The sequence below is a fragment of the Flavobacterium sp. 2 genome (assembly GCF_049949195.1).
GTDB lineage: Bacteria > Bacteroidota > Bacteroidia > Flavobacteriales > Flavobacteriaceae > Flavobacterium.
Genome location: NZ_CP188206.1, coordinates 2,441,256 through 2,457,524 on the forward strand (window position 1 = coordinate 2,441,256; position 16,269 = coordinate 2,457,524).

Consider the following 16,269-nt stretch of genomic DNA (forward strand, 5'->3'; position numbering starts at 1 on the left):
CATTGGGTTTTAGATAACAACAACTACACACAACAACACTACAACACAACTAAAACCCATTGTATAATCAATAAGGAAAAAATTTATGATTCCACAATTATTTGTAGAAAAGATCGATTTAGGTGATGGCAGAAGCATCACAATCGAGACAGGACGTTTAGCTAAACAAGCTGATGGTTCTGTAGTAGTTAGAATGGGCGACACTATGATTCTTGCAACAGCAGTTTCAGCTCGCACATCAAACCCAGGCGTTGATTTTTTACCGTTAACGGTAGATTACCGCGAAAAATTCGCAGCAGCAGGTCGTTTCCCAGGAGGTTTCTTTAAAAGAGAAGCACGTCCAAGCGACAGCGAAGTATTAACAATGAGATTAGTTGACCGTGTATTGCGTCCACTTTTCCCAGACGATTACCATGCTGAAACACAAGTTATGATTCAATTAATGTCTCATGACGAAGAAGTTATGCCAGATGCATTAGCAGGTTTAGCTGCTTCTGCGGCATTAGCAGTTTCAGACATTCCATTTTACAACTTAATTTCTGAAGTTCGTGTTGCACGTATCGACGGAAAATTAGTGATCAACCCAAGCAGAGAAGAATTAGAAAAATCTGATATCGATATGATGATTGGTGCTTCTATGGATTCTGTAGCAATGGTTGAAGGTGAGATGAAAGAAATCTCTGAGGCTGAAATGATTGAAGCAATTAAGTTTGCTCACGAAGCAATCAAAGTTCAAATTCAGGCTCAATACCGTTTACAAGAAGCTTTTGGTAAAAAAGAAATTCGTACTTACGAAGGAGAGAAAGAAAACGAAGAAATTTACAAAAAAGTAAAAGCTGCAGCATACGATAAAATCTATGCTATTGCAAAAGTTGGTTCAGCTAAACACGAAAGAGGCGCTGCATTTGCTGAAGTAAAAGAAGAAGTAAAAGCTTTATTTACTGAAGAAGAATTAGCTGCTGATGGTGATTTAGTTTCTAAATATTTCTACAAAACAAACAAAGAAGCTGTTCGTAATGTAGTATTAGAATTAGGTGTACGTTTAGATGGTAGAAAAACTACAGATATCAGACCAATCTGGTGTGAAACTGATTATTTACCAAGAGTTCACGGTTCATCTTTATTTACACGTGGAGAAACTCAGGCTTTGGCAACTGTTACTTTAGGAACTTCTAGAGAAGCTAACCAAATCGATTCTCCATCTGAGCAAGGTGAAGAGAAATTCTACTTACACTATAACTTCCCTCCTTTCTCTACTGGTGAAGCAAAACCATTAAGAGGAACTTCAAGAAGAGAAGTTGGTCACGGTAACTTGGCTCAAAGAGCATTAAAAAATATGATTCCTGCCGATTGTCCTTATACAATTCGTGTTGTTTCTGAGGTTTTAGAATCTAACGGTTCTTCTTCTATGGCAACAGTTTGTGCTGGAACAATGGCATTGATGGACGCTGGAGTTCAAATGGTAAAACCAGTTTCTGGTATTGCGATGGGATTGATTACTGACGGAGAGAAATTTGCTGTATTGTCTGATATTTTAGGTGACGAAGATCACTTAGGAGATATGGACTTTAAAGTAACCGGAACTGCTGATGGTATCACTGCTTGTCAAATGGACATCAAAATTGATGGTTTACGTTATGACATTATGGAGCAAGCTTTAGCTCAAGCTCGTGATGGACGTTTGCATATTTTAGGAAAATTAACTGAGACAATCGCTGCTCCAAGAGTTGACGTAAAAGCTCATGCGCCAAAAATCATCACAAGAACTATTCCTGGAAACTTTATTGGAGCATTAATTGGACCTGGTGGAAAAGTAATTCAGGAATTACAAAAAGCTACAGGAACAACTATTGTTATCAACGAAGTTGACGAACAAGGTGTTATCGAAATTTTAGGTACAGATCCTGCAGGAATTGAAGCGGTATTAGCAAAAATTGCTTCTATTACTTTCAAACCACAAATGGGAGAAGCTTACGAAGTTAAAGTAATTAAAATGCTTGATTTTGGAGCTGTTGTAGAATATACTGCTGCACCAGGAAACGAAGTTTTACTTCACGTTTCTGAATTGGCTTGGGAGCGTACAGAAAATGTTGCTGACGTAGTTAAAATGGGAGATGTTTTCCAAGTGAAATACTTAGGAGTTGACCCTAAAACTAAAAAAGAAAAAGTGTCTAAAAAAGCACTTGTTCCAAGACCTCCACGTGAGGAGAAAAAAGAGTAATCAGATCTTAGTTTACTAAAGGTTTATTCATAGAAAACCCCAATTCATTTATTTGAATTGGGGTTTTTCGTTTTTATTTATTTTTCATTTCCTTTTGTTCAAGACTTATCAGCTTTTTCCTAAACAAATTTATCCCCTAATTTTCAATAAAAAACACTGCAACAGTCTAAAAAACAGCATTTTTATAGCGCTAATTGAAAGAAAAAAAATATCTTTAACACACCAAAAATAATAGTATTAATCTTAAAAACCATTCTTATGGCTTATACCGTTTTACAGAATACCAAAATTAATACCGGTGATTTTATTTTTCTACACCCAAAAACAGTTAGCTATCCCGTTTCCCCACTAGTTTCTGCAAGATTCTACACACCTCCAGGGGGAGAATTAACATTGAAAATCAGAGCAACTTTATATATCAACTCTGAGGATCCAAACAACCCAAAGGTTGAAGAACCTACAGAAAATGGCAATTCGCTACAAATATTTTTTGATTACAATTTTTCCGAAGAAACCCCGGAGAGTTGTGATGTTTGGTATGTTGAAGTAGACTATACTTCTGCCACAATCAGTAACATCACCGAAGTAGTTTCATTCTTAAAAGATATTGACCCTGAAACATCAAGAGGAACAGTAACAGGAGTAGATAGTTAATTCCTGACCATAATACAAGTATCTATTTTAGCAATTAAAATTGTTAAAATAGATACTTTTTCATTCAAATTATCGAAAAAACTCAAGAGATAAAATGTGTAAACTAAAAACAAATTTGGTTTTTATTCTGTGTTTATATTCAATTCTACTGTATCCTCAAAACCAAACCGTTAATAATTCATTTAACGAAACATTGAAGAAAAAGGCAGCTCAGTTTGACCAAGAAAACAACTTTAACAAAGCTCAATATTTTTTTATCAATAAAAAATGGGATTCAACTTTGGTGTATTCCATGAAACAACTGAGTTCTGGCAATAACAAAGAATTATCCGATTATTGCCATTATATAAGAGGAAATTCTTTCAGGCAATTAAAACTTTTTAAAGAAGCCCAAAAAGAACTTAATCTGATTTCAAAAGATTTTCCGTTTTATTATTTGGCTGATAAATATTTAGGCGAAATTTATCTGGAACTAAAAGAGTTTGATAAAGCAATTTCCCATTTTGAAAAATTAGAAAAACGAACTCCTGCACAAACTCCAGATTATAAAATAAGTGTAATTTATCAAAACTTAGGTCTTTGTTATTTACATCTCCAAAAGTTCGACAAAGCAGAAGAATATCTTTTTAAAAGCAAGGAATTAAAAGAAAAAGAAAATGACAATGCTTCTTTAACGTATCTCTACATGAATATTGCTAATTTGTATTACATTCAATACAAAGACGACAAGGCCATTACTTATTTTGAAAAATCATATTCACTTTCAAAGCAAATAAAAGATTTTGATAAAAAAAGAGACGCAGCATTAAACATGGCAGTTGTTGAAGAAAACAGAGGTAACTTCAAAAAATCTTTAGTTTATAGGAAAGAATTCGAACAATGGAAAGATTCTCTAACGAATCAAAATAAAATTTGGGCGCTCGCCGATTACGAGAAAAAATTTGCTGTTGCTCAAAAACAAAAACAAATCAAAGTTCTTGAAGTCGAAAATCAACTAAAAAATACGCAGCGCAATAGTTTATTTTTCTCAGCGATTGGATTACTAATAATCCTGACAGGTGGCGTTTATTTATATGCGCAAAAAGCAAAAAATGGCAAAATCATACTGACTCAAAAAAACAAACTCGATCAGCTTAATGACACAAAAGATCAATTATTTTCGATTGTAAGTCATGACTTGCGCTCTTCTGTAAATGCATTAAAAACGAGCAATTCCAAATTATCTACGACACTCGAAACTAAAAATTATGAGGAATTAAACCAGCTTATTATTCAAAATAGTGCTATTGCAAATGGCGCATACAGTTTATTGGACAATTTATTGCACTGGGCAATGTTGCAAACAAAACAGTTGTATTTTCATAAAGAATCTGTTCATTTGAATTCTATTGTTCAGCAGATAGAATACAATTACAAACCTTTGCTACTCGATAAATCGATTACTTTTGAAAATTCAGTCCCAAAAAACATCTTTATCTTAGCAGATATTGATTCTCTAAAAATTATATTCCGAAATCTGTTGGACAATGCTATAAAATTTTCAAATGAAAATGGGAAAATTAGTTTCTATACAAGAGAAGGCAACTCTGAATATTGCGAGCTTGTAATTGAAGACAACGGAATTGGAATGAGTCAGGAGACTATTAAAGAATTACTTGCCGACAATGATCTTTTAGCTAAAAAAAATGATTCTGAAATTATCGGGACTGGTTTAGGAATGCAGCTTTGCAAACAAATGATTAAGAAAAACAATGGCGCTTTTACTATCGAAAGTGAAATTAATATCGGGACGAAAATAATATTGACATTTCCAAAAATAACAAACAATGGATAATATTCATGTTTTAATCATAGAAGATACACCAGAACAAAGTGATGCATTGGAAAAAGTATTGCTTCAACACAATTATACAGTTGTTGGCGTTGCAAGAAATTTTACTGATGCATTGAAACTTTTTTACGAAAACACGATCGACATTATTATTATTGATGTTTTTCTGAACGGAAAACCAGACGGAATTACTTTTGCCGAGTCAATTAATATTATTCCGAATGCCTCAAAACCTTTTGTATTTTTGACCAGTTCACAAGATCGTCAAATTTTTGAGCGAGCCAAACTTACAAAACCTTTCAGCTTTTTGATGAAGCCTTTCAACGAACTCGAAATTTTGTACGCAATTGAAATGGCTGTCGAAAAATTTTATGATCAAATCAATGTTTTTTTAAGTGAAGAACAAAATACTGTCATCAGCAATAATCATTTATTCATAAAAAAGAAAAACGCATTAAAAAAGGTTTCTACAAATGATATTCTTTATATTGAAGTCGAAGAACGTTACTGCAATATTGTTACTGAAAAAGAAAAATTTGTAATTCTTATTTCATTGACAAAAATCAATGAATTGCTGGATAAAAACAAATTCATAAAAACACATCGAAATACGATTGTAAACGCAGATAAAATTGAAGAAATTATTCTGGCTGATAATCTTATTATTTTAAAAGGAAATCATAAAATAAATCTAAGCGATACTTATAAAGATTTCATCAAAAAGATGAATATTTTGTCATAAATCACAATCTTAAAACGTTTCAAAATCCTCTTTTTAAGGGGATTTTTTTTGTTTTTAAGAGCTTCATTTTAAAACCATTCTCATTTTTCAGGATTTCATGACAAGAAAAATGGCTTTCATGACATTTTCAGACCAAACAAACCAAATCGAAATTATTTTTGCCCCAACAAATAAACCAAAATAGTTTTAAATGAAAATTGCGCTAACCAACAAACCAGAAATGAAATTTTTATCACTTTTAAAACAATTCATAACAAATCCCTGGATTGGCGCCTTAGCGTCACTAGCGATAATAATTCCAAGTTTATATATCATTCTGGATGATGTTACTATTTTGAGAAAAGAGTACATTTTGCTAATTATTTCATTTCCAGTTTATTTAAAATCGCTGAAAAAAATATTTGATGAAATTTTGGATACTCCAGATGACACCTTAAATTAAAAATAAATTTTGCCCCTTTTTATTTAAAAACACTTCAATTTCTTCGCAAATTGAGGTGTTTTTTGCATTAAAATATAATCATTTTATTACATTTTAACAGTTTAAAGTGTTATTTGTAACTTTTTTTTAATATTTTTGAATTCAGCCGAAAACAAATTAAAAAATCCACCGATCCTTTGAAAAATTCCCAAAAAAAGAATACCATATTCATCTTATTTGGTTTATTCTTAAACATTATATCCATCTATAGCCAAAATAACAGCAATACGATATCGATTCATAATCTATTTGACAAGACTGTAGAAAATGAAAATTTACCGATATTCAATGGGCCTCGTTATATCAATTATTACAGATCTCTAGATAATACGCACTGTTATTACATCTCTGGTAACTTTATTTCCGGAGATTTAAACTATCAAAATCAAAGCTATTACAATGTAGATTTAAAGTATGACATTAATAATGATGTTTTAGTACTTAAGCCTATTGGCAAATTCGATTATTTAGGCATTAGTCTTATAAAAGATAATGTTGGTAGTTTTAAAATCTATGATAAACAATTCATTAACATCAATTATAACAATCCTTCATGTCCCGCTTTTATGAATGGATATTATCAGGAAATTATATTTTCTAAAGACAATATTTTGTACATCAAGCATCATAAAAACAGAACAAAAGTAATTGACAACAAATCAATTGCGGAAGGTTCTAATCAATCTACAACAGATTCATTTATAGAAAAAAATGAATTTGTATTGAAATACAAAAATACTTACTACAAAATAGCATCAAAAAATGATGTCATTAAAATTTTCCCCGAATATAAAAGCAAAATAAAAGATTATTACAGTAATAACGATCAATTAGAAGAATCAGATAACAAAGTCTTTATTGAAAATTTAATAAAGGAAATCAACAATTTTCTAGTCCCTGAATCTAATTAAAAATGAAAAAAATTATACTAACATTATTTTTATTAGCCTTTTATACAATATCATTTAGTCAGGAAAAAAGCAATAAAATATCTATCGAATTCAACAATACTAATCTAAAAACTGCTTTAGAAAATATTGAAAAAACCACCGGTTATAAGTTTTATTTTGATGAAAACTGGTTAACAGCCGAAACTGTTTTAATTAATAAAACCTATAACAATATTTCTATTGAAGATTTGCTAAATAATCTTTTTGAAAATACTTCTTTAAATTATATCATAAGAAATAATGAAATAATTTTAACCAAAAACAGCACAATCCACAGTTCATTGCCTGAAGGTTATTTTGAAACTACAGTACCGCAATCAGATAAGACTGTATCAAAACCACTATTCCATCAGCAGTATGATGTAATAGCGCAAAATAGTAGCGTTCCAGGAATTATCTATATTGGAAAAGAAAAAAAGGGAGGTGAGTTAAAATCATACACGCTTTCTGGTTCTGTAAAAAATGTGAAAACAAAAAATGCGCTCTCGAATGCAACTATAAGAGTACGTGGAAAAAATAGCAGCACCGTTACTGATAATGAAGGTCATTATAAAATTGTAGTGCCTTACGGCCTTAATTATATTGACATTGAATTAGTAAATCACAAAAAAACCACAGAAACGATAATGGTTTATGACGATGGAAAACTTGATGTCTCTCTTGAAGAAAGCTTCAATGAATTAGACGAAGTTGTTATTAAGACCAGCGCAAACAAAAACGTAAAAGATGTTATTTCGGGGGTTTCAACTATTGATGTTGAAAAAATAAAAACCATTCCGCTTGTTCTTGGCGAAAGAGACATTTTTAGAGTTGCCACAACCTTACCTGGAATCAAAACTACTGGTGAAGGATCGGCAGGATTTAATGTTAGAGGAGGAAAAGATGATCAGAATTTAATTCTTTTAGACAATGCTGTTCTTTACAATACTTCGCATTTCTTAGGTTTTTTCTCTGCTGTAAATCCGTATACAACAAGCAAAGTTGATATTTATAAAGGAAGTATTCCCGCAAGATTTGGAGGCCGATTATCTTCTGTTTTTGATATCGCTTCTAAAAATGGTAATCCTGAAAAATTTTCTGGCGAAGGTGGGATTGGATCTGTGACCAGTAATTTATCTATTGGAGCTCCAATTATAAAAAACAAAGCCAGTGTATTAGTTGGATTCAGAACTACTTATTCAGAATGGATTTTAAAAAAAATAGACAATGAAGACCTAAATAATAGTCAGGCTGCATTTTTTGATGGTATCATAAAATACAATCACAAAATAAACGCTAAAAACAACATTGAATCAACTTTGTATTACAGTAAAGACCGTTTTAGTATTTCTTCTGATTCTGTTTATAAATACAGTAATGCGTTAATTTCGTTAAAATGGAATCATGCATTCAGCGAAAAAACTAAAGCCGATTTTATTTTCACTAATAGCCAATATAAATTTAATATTGATTTTGATAACGGAACTCCAAACTCTTTTGATTATGGATACAAATTAAACGAAACTCAATTTATTGCAAATGCAAATTATTCATTAAACAGCAAACATGCTTTTAATTATGGTTTATCGAGCAAGCTTTACAATGTTGAACCTGGTTATTTAAATCCAAAAACTACAGATTCTAAAATTATTCCAATAAAAATTGACGATGAACAGGCTTTGGAATCTGCTCTATATTTTTCTGACAATTATACTTTAAATGATAGAATATTAATTAGTCTCGGACTTCGATATTCGACATATTCTGCATTAGGAGAATCTACACAGCGTGTTTATCAGCCAAATGCGCCAGTCAATGACAACAATGTAATTGGTACAAACTATTACAAAAAAAATGAAGTCATAAAAACCTATGGCGGATTTGAACCAAGAATAGCAATGCGTTATCTGTTTACAGACGATTTTTCTGTAAAAGGCAGCTATGATAAAACATATCAGTATATTCATTTATTAACGAACAACACAACACAATCTCCTACTGACGCCTGGAAATTATCCGATTTAAATATTAGGCCTCAGGAAGCACAGCAATATTCTTTAGGGTTTTATAAAAATCTAGATAACGACAATTTAGAATTAAGTTTAGAAGGTTATTATAAAAAATCATACAATCTTCTCGACTATAAAGTAGGTGCTGAATTAATGTTACAGGAAAATACCGAAACACAACTTTTACAAGGAGAAGGAAAAGCATATGGAGTTGAGCTGCTATTGAAAAAAAATGCCGGAAAACTTAATGGCTGGTTAGGTTATACTTATTCACGTACTTTTATCAAATCAGACAGTCAGTTTCTTGATGAAAAAGTTAACAATGGACATTATTTCCCAACAAACTTTGACAAACCACATGAAGTGAGCGCTGTACTTAACTATAAGTTTACCCAGCGATATAGTTTATCAAGTAATTTTGTATATCAATCAGGACGCCCTATCACCTTCCCAATTGGAAGTTATATTTATAATGGCATGGAATATACACTGTACAGTGACCGAAATAAATATAGAATTCCTGATTATTATCGATTAGATATTGGTTTTAATATTGAAGGCAATCATAAAATAAAAAAGCTGTCGCATAGCTTCTGGAATATATCAATTTATAATGTTTTAGGCCGAAATAATCCATACTCAATCTTTTTTATAACGACAAATGGACAAATAAAAGCATACAAAACTTCTATATTTTCTGTGCCAATTCCGACTATAACATATAATATCAAATTTTAATCATTAAAGTAAATGAAATTTAAAACCCAGCATATTAATCCTTTGTACAAGATATTGTTTTTTGCAATTTTCTGTCTTTCTGTTAGTAGCTGTACGGAGCAATATATTTTTCAATCAAACACATTTGAAAGTATACTGGTAGTACAAGCTAATATCACAAACGAATTAAAGAAACAAGAAATAAAAATTAGCCGCTCTTACCGCCTTGGAGAAAATGAACAAGCATTTGAAAAAGGAGCAAATGTTTATGTGACGGATAGTGAAAAAAATAATTACGATTTTGAACTTGAAGATTTTTCAGGTCTTTATGTTTCAAAAAACCCTTTTCAGGCAGTTCCAGGAAGATCGTATCAATTAAACATTACTACAAATGATGGTAAATCCTATTCATCTGCTTTACAAACTTTAACTTCAGTTAGTGAAATTAATGTAGAACCAAAAGTTGAAACAGTTGATGGCATTAAAGGAGTGCAAATAGTCGTAACTAGTAATGATCCTACTGCAAGTTCAAAATTTTACAGGTTTGAGTACGAAGAAACATATAAAATTATACCGCCTTACTGGAGCCCTAACAAACTTAAGGTTGATCCACTTAGCAGCTCAATTGAAGAGCCTAATTTTTTAGTTGTTCCAAGAGAAAAAGAAACAAGAGTTTGCTACACCACAAAAAAATCAGATGATTTAATTTTAATCAGCAATGTAGGCAAAAGCGAAGATCGCATCAATTTCCCTATACGTTTCATAGATATGGGCAGTTCTATACTAAATGAGCGATATAGTATTATAGTACGCCAATATGTGCAAAGTTCAGAATCTTATACCTACTATGAAACATTAAAAACGCTTTCTACTTCCTCTAGTTTATTTTCACAAGTACAACCTGGATTTAATTACGGAAATATAAAAAACAATGATGATCCTGAAGAAAAAGTGATAGGCTATTTTGAAGTTTCATCTGTTTCTTCAAAAAGAATCTTTTTCAATTTTAGAGATATCTTCCCAGTAGAGCCATATCCGCCATACTTTATGGAATGTTATCCAGTAGAACTAAGAAATTGCTGGGATGCAAAAGGCTGTGCTGGCGCCACTATATTAGCTCTGGTTAAAGCTCCTGTACCTGAAAAAGTATATTATGGTAATCGCCAAAATATGGATATAGTAGTCTTTGTTGAGTCTCCATGTAGTGACTGTACCAGCGTTTCATCTAACATAAAACCTTTATTTTGGATAGATTAAAAAAAATTATACGCACAATTATGCTAATAGCTGCAAATACAGTTATTGCACAAAGTGGTTCATTGGCTAAAAATGAAACTACTGAAGTAAACATCGAAAATATATTTGTTCACGCCAACAATACAACATTAGTTGCAGGAGAAACCCTGCATTGCAAATTTTATTGTTTAAACTCAGCTAAGAATAATTTTAGTTCTATTAGTAAAATTGCACATGTGGAACTTGTAAACAAAGAAAATCAGGTAATTTTTGCCAACAAAATCTATCTTGAAAATGGCACTGGCGAAGGTGATTTTTTTATTCCAACAACAATCGAAACAGGCAATTACAAATTAATTGCTTATACGAATTGGATGTTAAATAACACAAACACCAAAACAGCTGTAACCGATCTTATTATTATTAACCCTTACATTGTTAGTACTAGAAAAAAACCTGTTTCTAAAACTCAAAATGACCAGGAGAAAAATCAGGAAAATCAATCAATTACATTGAACTCTTCAGCAAAAGATCAATCTTTTGCCTTAGAATTAAATAAAAAAGCTGCCACAAAAAGGGAACAAATTTTACTTAAAATAAAATCCTTAAACGGAATTGCCAACAATGGAAACTTTTCTCTTTCGATAAGAAAAACGAATAGTCTACCTTCAAAAAAACAGATGAATTCATATGAATTCACAAAATCTTATAGTGGTGAAACGTTAAATAACAATTCATTTTTTCTACCCGAACTTCGTGGAGAAGTCATATCAGGAACTATTAAAAATAACAAAGATTCAAAACAAATAGCCGACAAAAACATTGCCTTATCCTTACCTGGTAAAGATTTTGCTTTTAAAGTTGTTAAAACAAATGAAGAGGGAAAATTTAATTTCATCTTAGAAAAGAGCCCAAATTATTCTAATGCAATTATTCAGGTTGTCGGAGAAGACAAAAATGATTATGCGGTTGAACTTGACAAATACCAAGGATACAATCTATCTGAATTAAAACAAGGCGAAGAATTTCATCTTAGCTCTGATTATAAGGCTAGTCTTGAAGAAAGATCGATTGCAAATCAAATAGAGAATTCGTATTATCATTTAAAAAAAGACAGTATAAAGCCGGAGATTAAAAAGTTTCCATTCTATCATCCTCTGGAAAAAGAATATATTCTTGGAGATTATACCAAATTTCCAACCTTGAAAGAAACAACCATAGAAGTAGTTAAGGAAATGTATTATCGAGAAGAAAATAAAAATTTCACATTACATGTTAGAGACATAAATTATGATCTTAATTTTTTCTCTGAACCTTCATTAGTGTTGGTCGATGGAGTATTAATTCAAAACACAAATGAATTAGTTGATCTTAAAATGGATGAAATTTACAAAATTAGCCTAGTTCCGGGAGTGTATATTTATGGACCAACTGCGTTTGATGGCATCATCAATTTTACTTCAAAAAACAATGATTACAGCACGAAAGAAAAAGGTTCTCATATTTTAAAAACGGATATTCAAAGACCTTTGAACAAAATAACATCTTTTAAACAAGATTATACGAACAAAAGTAAATATGATCGTGTTCCAGATTACAGATACCAATTGCTTTGGGAGCCTGAATTGTTATTAGATAGTAATGAAAAAACAATTTCATTCTTTACTTCTGATGTTCCTGGACAATATGAAATAAATTTAGAAGGATTTACAAAAGATGGAATTCCAGTATCGCTAAAAGAAAGTTTTGAAGTAAAATAGTCTAAAAATATATCTTTATTAAGATCATCCACAAGGAAGAAAATCTAAGAAATCCGATTTCCCTTTTTTGAATTTGTTTAAACATTGGCGGATTTTTTAAAACAAAACATGAATATTTTATCGCATTTTAACAGTTTTAACTGCCATTTATAACTTTTTTTTAATACTTTTGAAATTAACCGAAACTAAACCAAAAATCCACCAATCCTTTGAAAAATTCCAAAAAAACGATACTATTACTATGCTTATTTGGATTATTATTAAACATTCCTTCGATACACAGTCAAAGTATCAAAGAAACCGAAATCTTCAATTGGTTTGATAAAAATACAGGAATAGAATCCTTAGACATTAAAAATGGTCCTGCGCATTTAAACTTTGACAGAACGATTGGCAATCAGCACAGATACTATGGTGCTGATGAATTCAAAAAAGGAAGCATTAACTACAATGGTCAAGATTATTTTGATGTATACTTAAAATATGACATCTTCGCTGATCAACTTGTTTTACGCCCTTATGATCTGCAAAACACCACGAAAATAGATCTCATAAAAGCAAACATTACTCATTTTAAGATTGGTGATGAAAACTTTGTAAAACTAAAAGACTTGAACAATTCTTCTTTTAAAGGTGGTTATTATAACGAAACTGTAATCAAAAATAATCAAGCACTTTATATTAAATATTACAAAGAAAAAAAGAAAAATATCAAGGAAGAATTAGACTTGGTCGACTATAAACCTCGATATGAATTTATTTTATGGAAAGACAGCAAATTCAATTTAATCAATGAAAAAAAAGAAATTATAGTTCTATTCCCTGAAAGTAAAAGAAATATAAATGATTTCTATCTCATGAATAGAAGTTTACGAAAAGAAAACCCTCCATTATTCATGAAAAACCTGATGAAATACATTAATAATTAAAACCCGAAGAAACATACAAATGAGAATATTTACTATCCTTTTATTATTTTTCGGTTTTAATCAGATTCTGCATTCACAAGGCGAAAAAAAGACAATAAACCTTACGTTCAATAATATAAACAGAGTGGCTGTTTTGGAGAAAATTGAAGCTTCAACTTCATACAAGTTTTATTTCCAAGACAATTGGTTTGATAAAAACGTATTAATTTCTGGAGATTATCAAAACAAAACTATTGAAGAAGTTTTGTCTAAAGTTTTACAAGATACTGAGCTTAATTTTTACATTAGTAAGAATAAAATCATATTGACAAAAAACAGCATCATTTATGATAAGTTTCAAAACAATAAAAAAGATGCAAATGCTCCAATCTTTTTCCAGCAATATGATTCGGTCAAAAAAGACAAATCCGGAACAACAGCTCCAATTGCATTAATTGGAAAAGAAGCTGTTGATTCAGAAGTGGATCTATATACTTTATCTGGTCATATTACGGACCTGAAAGATGGAAAACCTTTGGCCGATATTAATGTCAAAGTAAAAAACACCGCTATAATTTCGACCACCAATGCCGAAGGTTTTTATAGTTTTAAACTTCCAACAGGGCTAAGCACAATTGAAGTTGAATCATTATTTTACAACAGTACTTCCAGAAAAATAATGATTTACAGTAATGGTACATTAGATTTTTCTGTTATTGAAAAAATCAATCAGTTAGACGAAGTTTTGGTAAAAGGAAAAGACAATCAAAACATTAGAACTGCCATAACAGGAGTTACAACAATTGAAGCTGAAGGCGTAAAAACTATCCCTTTAGTTCTTGGAGAGCGAGATGTCTTGAAAGTTGCATTAACGATTCCTGGTATCAAAACGGCAGGCGAAGGATCTTCTGGATTCAATGTCAGAGGTGGAAAAGAGGATCAAAATTTAGTATTACTGGATAATGCTACGATTTACAATCCTATGCACCTTTTTGGCTTTTTCTCTTCAATAAATCCTTATACAATCAACAAAGTTGATATTTACAAAGGAGGAATTCCTTCTGAATTTGGAGGGCGTTTATCTTCTGTTTTTGATATTGTTTCTAAAAATGGAAATACCGAAAAGATTTCTGGAGAAGGTGGAATTGGACCAGTAACTAGCAATCTTACTCTTTCTGTACCTGTTGTAAAAGACAAAGCAAGTTTGTTAGTTGGCGGACGCGCAACCTATTCGGATTGGATTTTAAAAACCTTAGATGACGAAAGATTAAAAAACAGCCATGCTTCTTTCTATGACCTATTTGCCAAATACAATCATAAAATCAACAAAAACAATTCGGTTGAAGGAACAGGTTATTACAGCAAAGATTCTTATACCTTGACTCCAGACTCGTTATTTAAATACAGCAACAGATTAGTTTCATTGAAATGGAAACACGCCTTCAACGAAAGAAACAATAGCGAATTCAATGTTACAAATAGTGAGTACAAATACAGCATTAAATATCAATCTATTAATCCTGAGTCTTTTCTTTTAAAATATAAAATAAACGAAAGTCAGGCCGTTTTAAAATTTGGCAGCGAGCTTAATGCAAAACATAAATTAACTTATGGAGTTTCGACTAAACTTTATAAAGTAAATCCTGGAGAATTGTCTCCATACGGAGAAACCTCAATAGTCACTCCAATTACTGTTGAAAATGAAAAAGGATTGGAATCAGCCGCTTTCTTATCTGATAAATTTCAAATTTCTGAAAAAATATTATTAGATATTGGGGCCCGATATTCTTATTATATGGCTCTTGGCCCATCAACACAAAATATTTATCAGGAAGGAGTGCCTAAAACACCTGCAACTGTAATTGAGCAAAAAACGTATGGTAATAACGAAGTAATTACCAGAAATGGTGGTTTTGAGCCAAGAGTCGGTTTGCGTTATATTTTTAACGAAAGTCTTTTTGTAAAAGCTGGTTTTGACAAAAACTACCAATACATCCATTTGCTCACAAACAATACGACTCAAGCACCAACTGATACTTGGAAATTATCTGATTTGAATGTAAAACCTGAAAGCGGTTTACAATATTCGTTAGGTATATTCAAAAAACTGGAGTACAATGATCTTGAATTAAGTCTTGAAGGATATTATAAAACTTCAAAAAACATTTTAGATTATAAAGTAGGATCGCAGCTTCTTTTAAATCAAAATTTAGAGACCGAATTACTTCAAGGTGATGGAAAAGCTTATGGAATTGAGTTTTTATTAAGAAAATCGATCGGAAGACTTAATGGTTGGATTGGTTACACCTATTCAAGATCATTCATAAAATTAGACAGTCAGTTTAATGATGAAAAAGTAAACAACGGTGAATATTTTCCAAGTAATTTTGATAAACCACACGATTTCAGCATTGTAATGAATTACAAGTTTACGCATCGTTACAGTTTTTCTTCTAATTTTGTATATCAAACAGGAAGACCAATCACTTATCCTATTGGAAAGTATTATTACAGTGGTGCAGAATACACCTTATATACCGACAGAAACAAATTCAGAATACCTGATTACTATCGTTTAGACATAGGATTAAACATTGAAGGAAACCATAAGATTAAGAAATTAGCACATAGTTTCTGGAATATTTCTATCTATAACGTATTGGGCAGAAACAACCCGTATTCAGTCTTTTTTGTAACCAAAGATGGTCAAGTAAAAGCTTATCAAACCTCAATCTTTGCAGTTCCAGTACCAACTATTACTTATAATTTTAAATTTTAACC

11 protein-coding genes are annotated in these 16,269 nt (G+C 31.2%); all 11 read left to right on the plus strand.

Translation table 11 applies throughout. The annotated features are described in order from the left end of the window. Positions 1-85: 85 nt before the first annotated feature. The gene (locus ACNFIH_RS10470) at positions 86-2,221 is read left to right on the plus strand and encodes a polyribonucleotide nucleotidyltransferase (protein ID WP_426486568.1); all 2,136 of its coding nucleotides are present in this window, start codon (positions 86-88) and stop codon (positions 2,219-2,221) included. A 258-nt stretch (positions 2,222-2,479) separates the two neighbouring features. Continuing rightward, positions 2,480-2,875 (plus strand): hypothetical protein, encoded by a 396-nt coding sequence (locus ACNFIH_RS10475; RefSeq protein WP_035645729.1) that lies wholly within the window; start codon positions 2,480-2,482, stop codon positions 2,873-2,875. A 94-nt stretch (positions 2,876-2,969) separates the two neighbouring features. Beyond that, positions 2,970-4,709, plus strand: coding sequence for a tetratricopeptide repeat-containing sensor histidine kinase (locus ACNFIH_RS10480; RefSeq protein ID WP_426486569.1), 1,740 nt, complete (start codon positions 2,970-2,972; stop codon positions 4,707-4,709). Next, complete coding sequence (locus ACNFIH_RS10485; RefSeq protein ID WP_426486570.1) at positions 4,702-5,448, plus strand: LytR/AlgR family response regulator transcription factor; 747 nt, start codon at positions 4,702-4,704, stop codon at positions 5,446-5,448. The genes ACNFIH_RS10480 and ACNFIH_RS10485 overlap by 8 nt, the downstream gene beginning before the upstream one ends. Positions 5,449-5,638: 190 nt before the next feature. Next, positions 5,639-5,890, plus strand: coding sequence for a hypothetical protein (locus tag ACNFIH_RS10490; RefSeq protein ID WP_426486571.1), 252 nt, complete (start codon positions 5,639-5,641; stop codon positions 5,888-5,890). A 176-nt stretch (positions 5,891-6,066) separates the two neighbouring features. After that, positions 6,067-6,840 carry a hypothetical protein gene (locus tag ACNFIH_RS10495; RefSeq protein WP_035645740.1) on the plus strand — a complete coding sequence of 258 codons (774 nt, stop codon included), beginning with the start codon at positions 6,067-6,069 and terminating at the stop codon, positions 6,838-6,840. A 2-nt stretch (positions 6,841-6,842) separates the two neighbouring features. Continuing rightward, complete coding sequence (locus ACNFIH_RS10500) at positions 6,843-9,605, plus strand: TonB-dependent receptor (protein ID WP_426486572.1); 2,763 nt, start codon at positions 6,843-6,845, stop codon at positions 9,603-9,605. A gap of 12 nt (positions 9,606-9,617) precedes the next feature. Continuing rightward, entirely contained in the window at positions 9,618-10,841 is a 1,224-nt protein-coding gene (locus ACNFIH_RS10505; RefSeq protein WP_426486573.1) for a DUF4249 domain-containing protein, read from the plus strand. 20 nt (positions 10,842-10,861) lie between these two features. Then, positions 10,862-12,580, plus strand: a complete 1,719-nt coding sequence (locus tag ACNFIH_RS10510) for a hypothetical protein (RefSeq protein WP_426486574.1) — start codon at positions 10,862-10,864, stop codon at positions 12,578-12,580. A 209-nt stretch (positions 12,581-12,789) separates the two neighbouring features. Next, on the plus strand, positions 12,790-13,509 hold the full coding sequence (locus ACNFIH_RS10515; protein WP_426486575.1) for a hypothetical protein: 720 nt from the start codon (positions 12,790-12,792) through the stop codon (positions 13,507-13,509). Between the two features lie 19 nt (positions 13,510-13,528). Further along, positions 13,529-16,267: a TonB-dependent receptor gene (locus tag ACNFIH_RS10520; RefSeq protein WP_426486576.1), complete on the plus strand. Its 2,739-nt coding sequence runs from the start codon at positions 13,529-13,531 to the stop codon at positions 16,265-16,267. Positions 16,268-16,269: the final 2 nt, after the last annotated feature.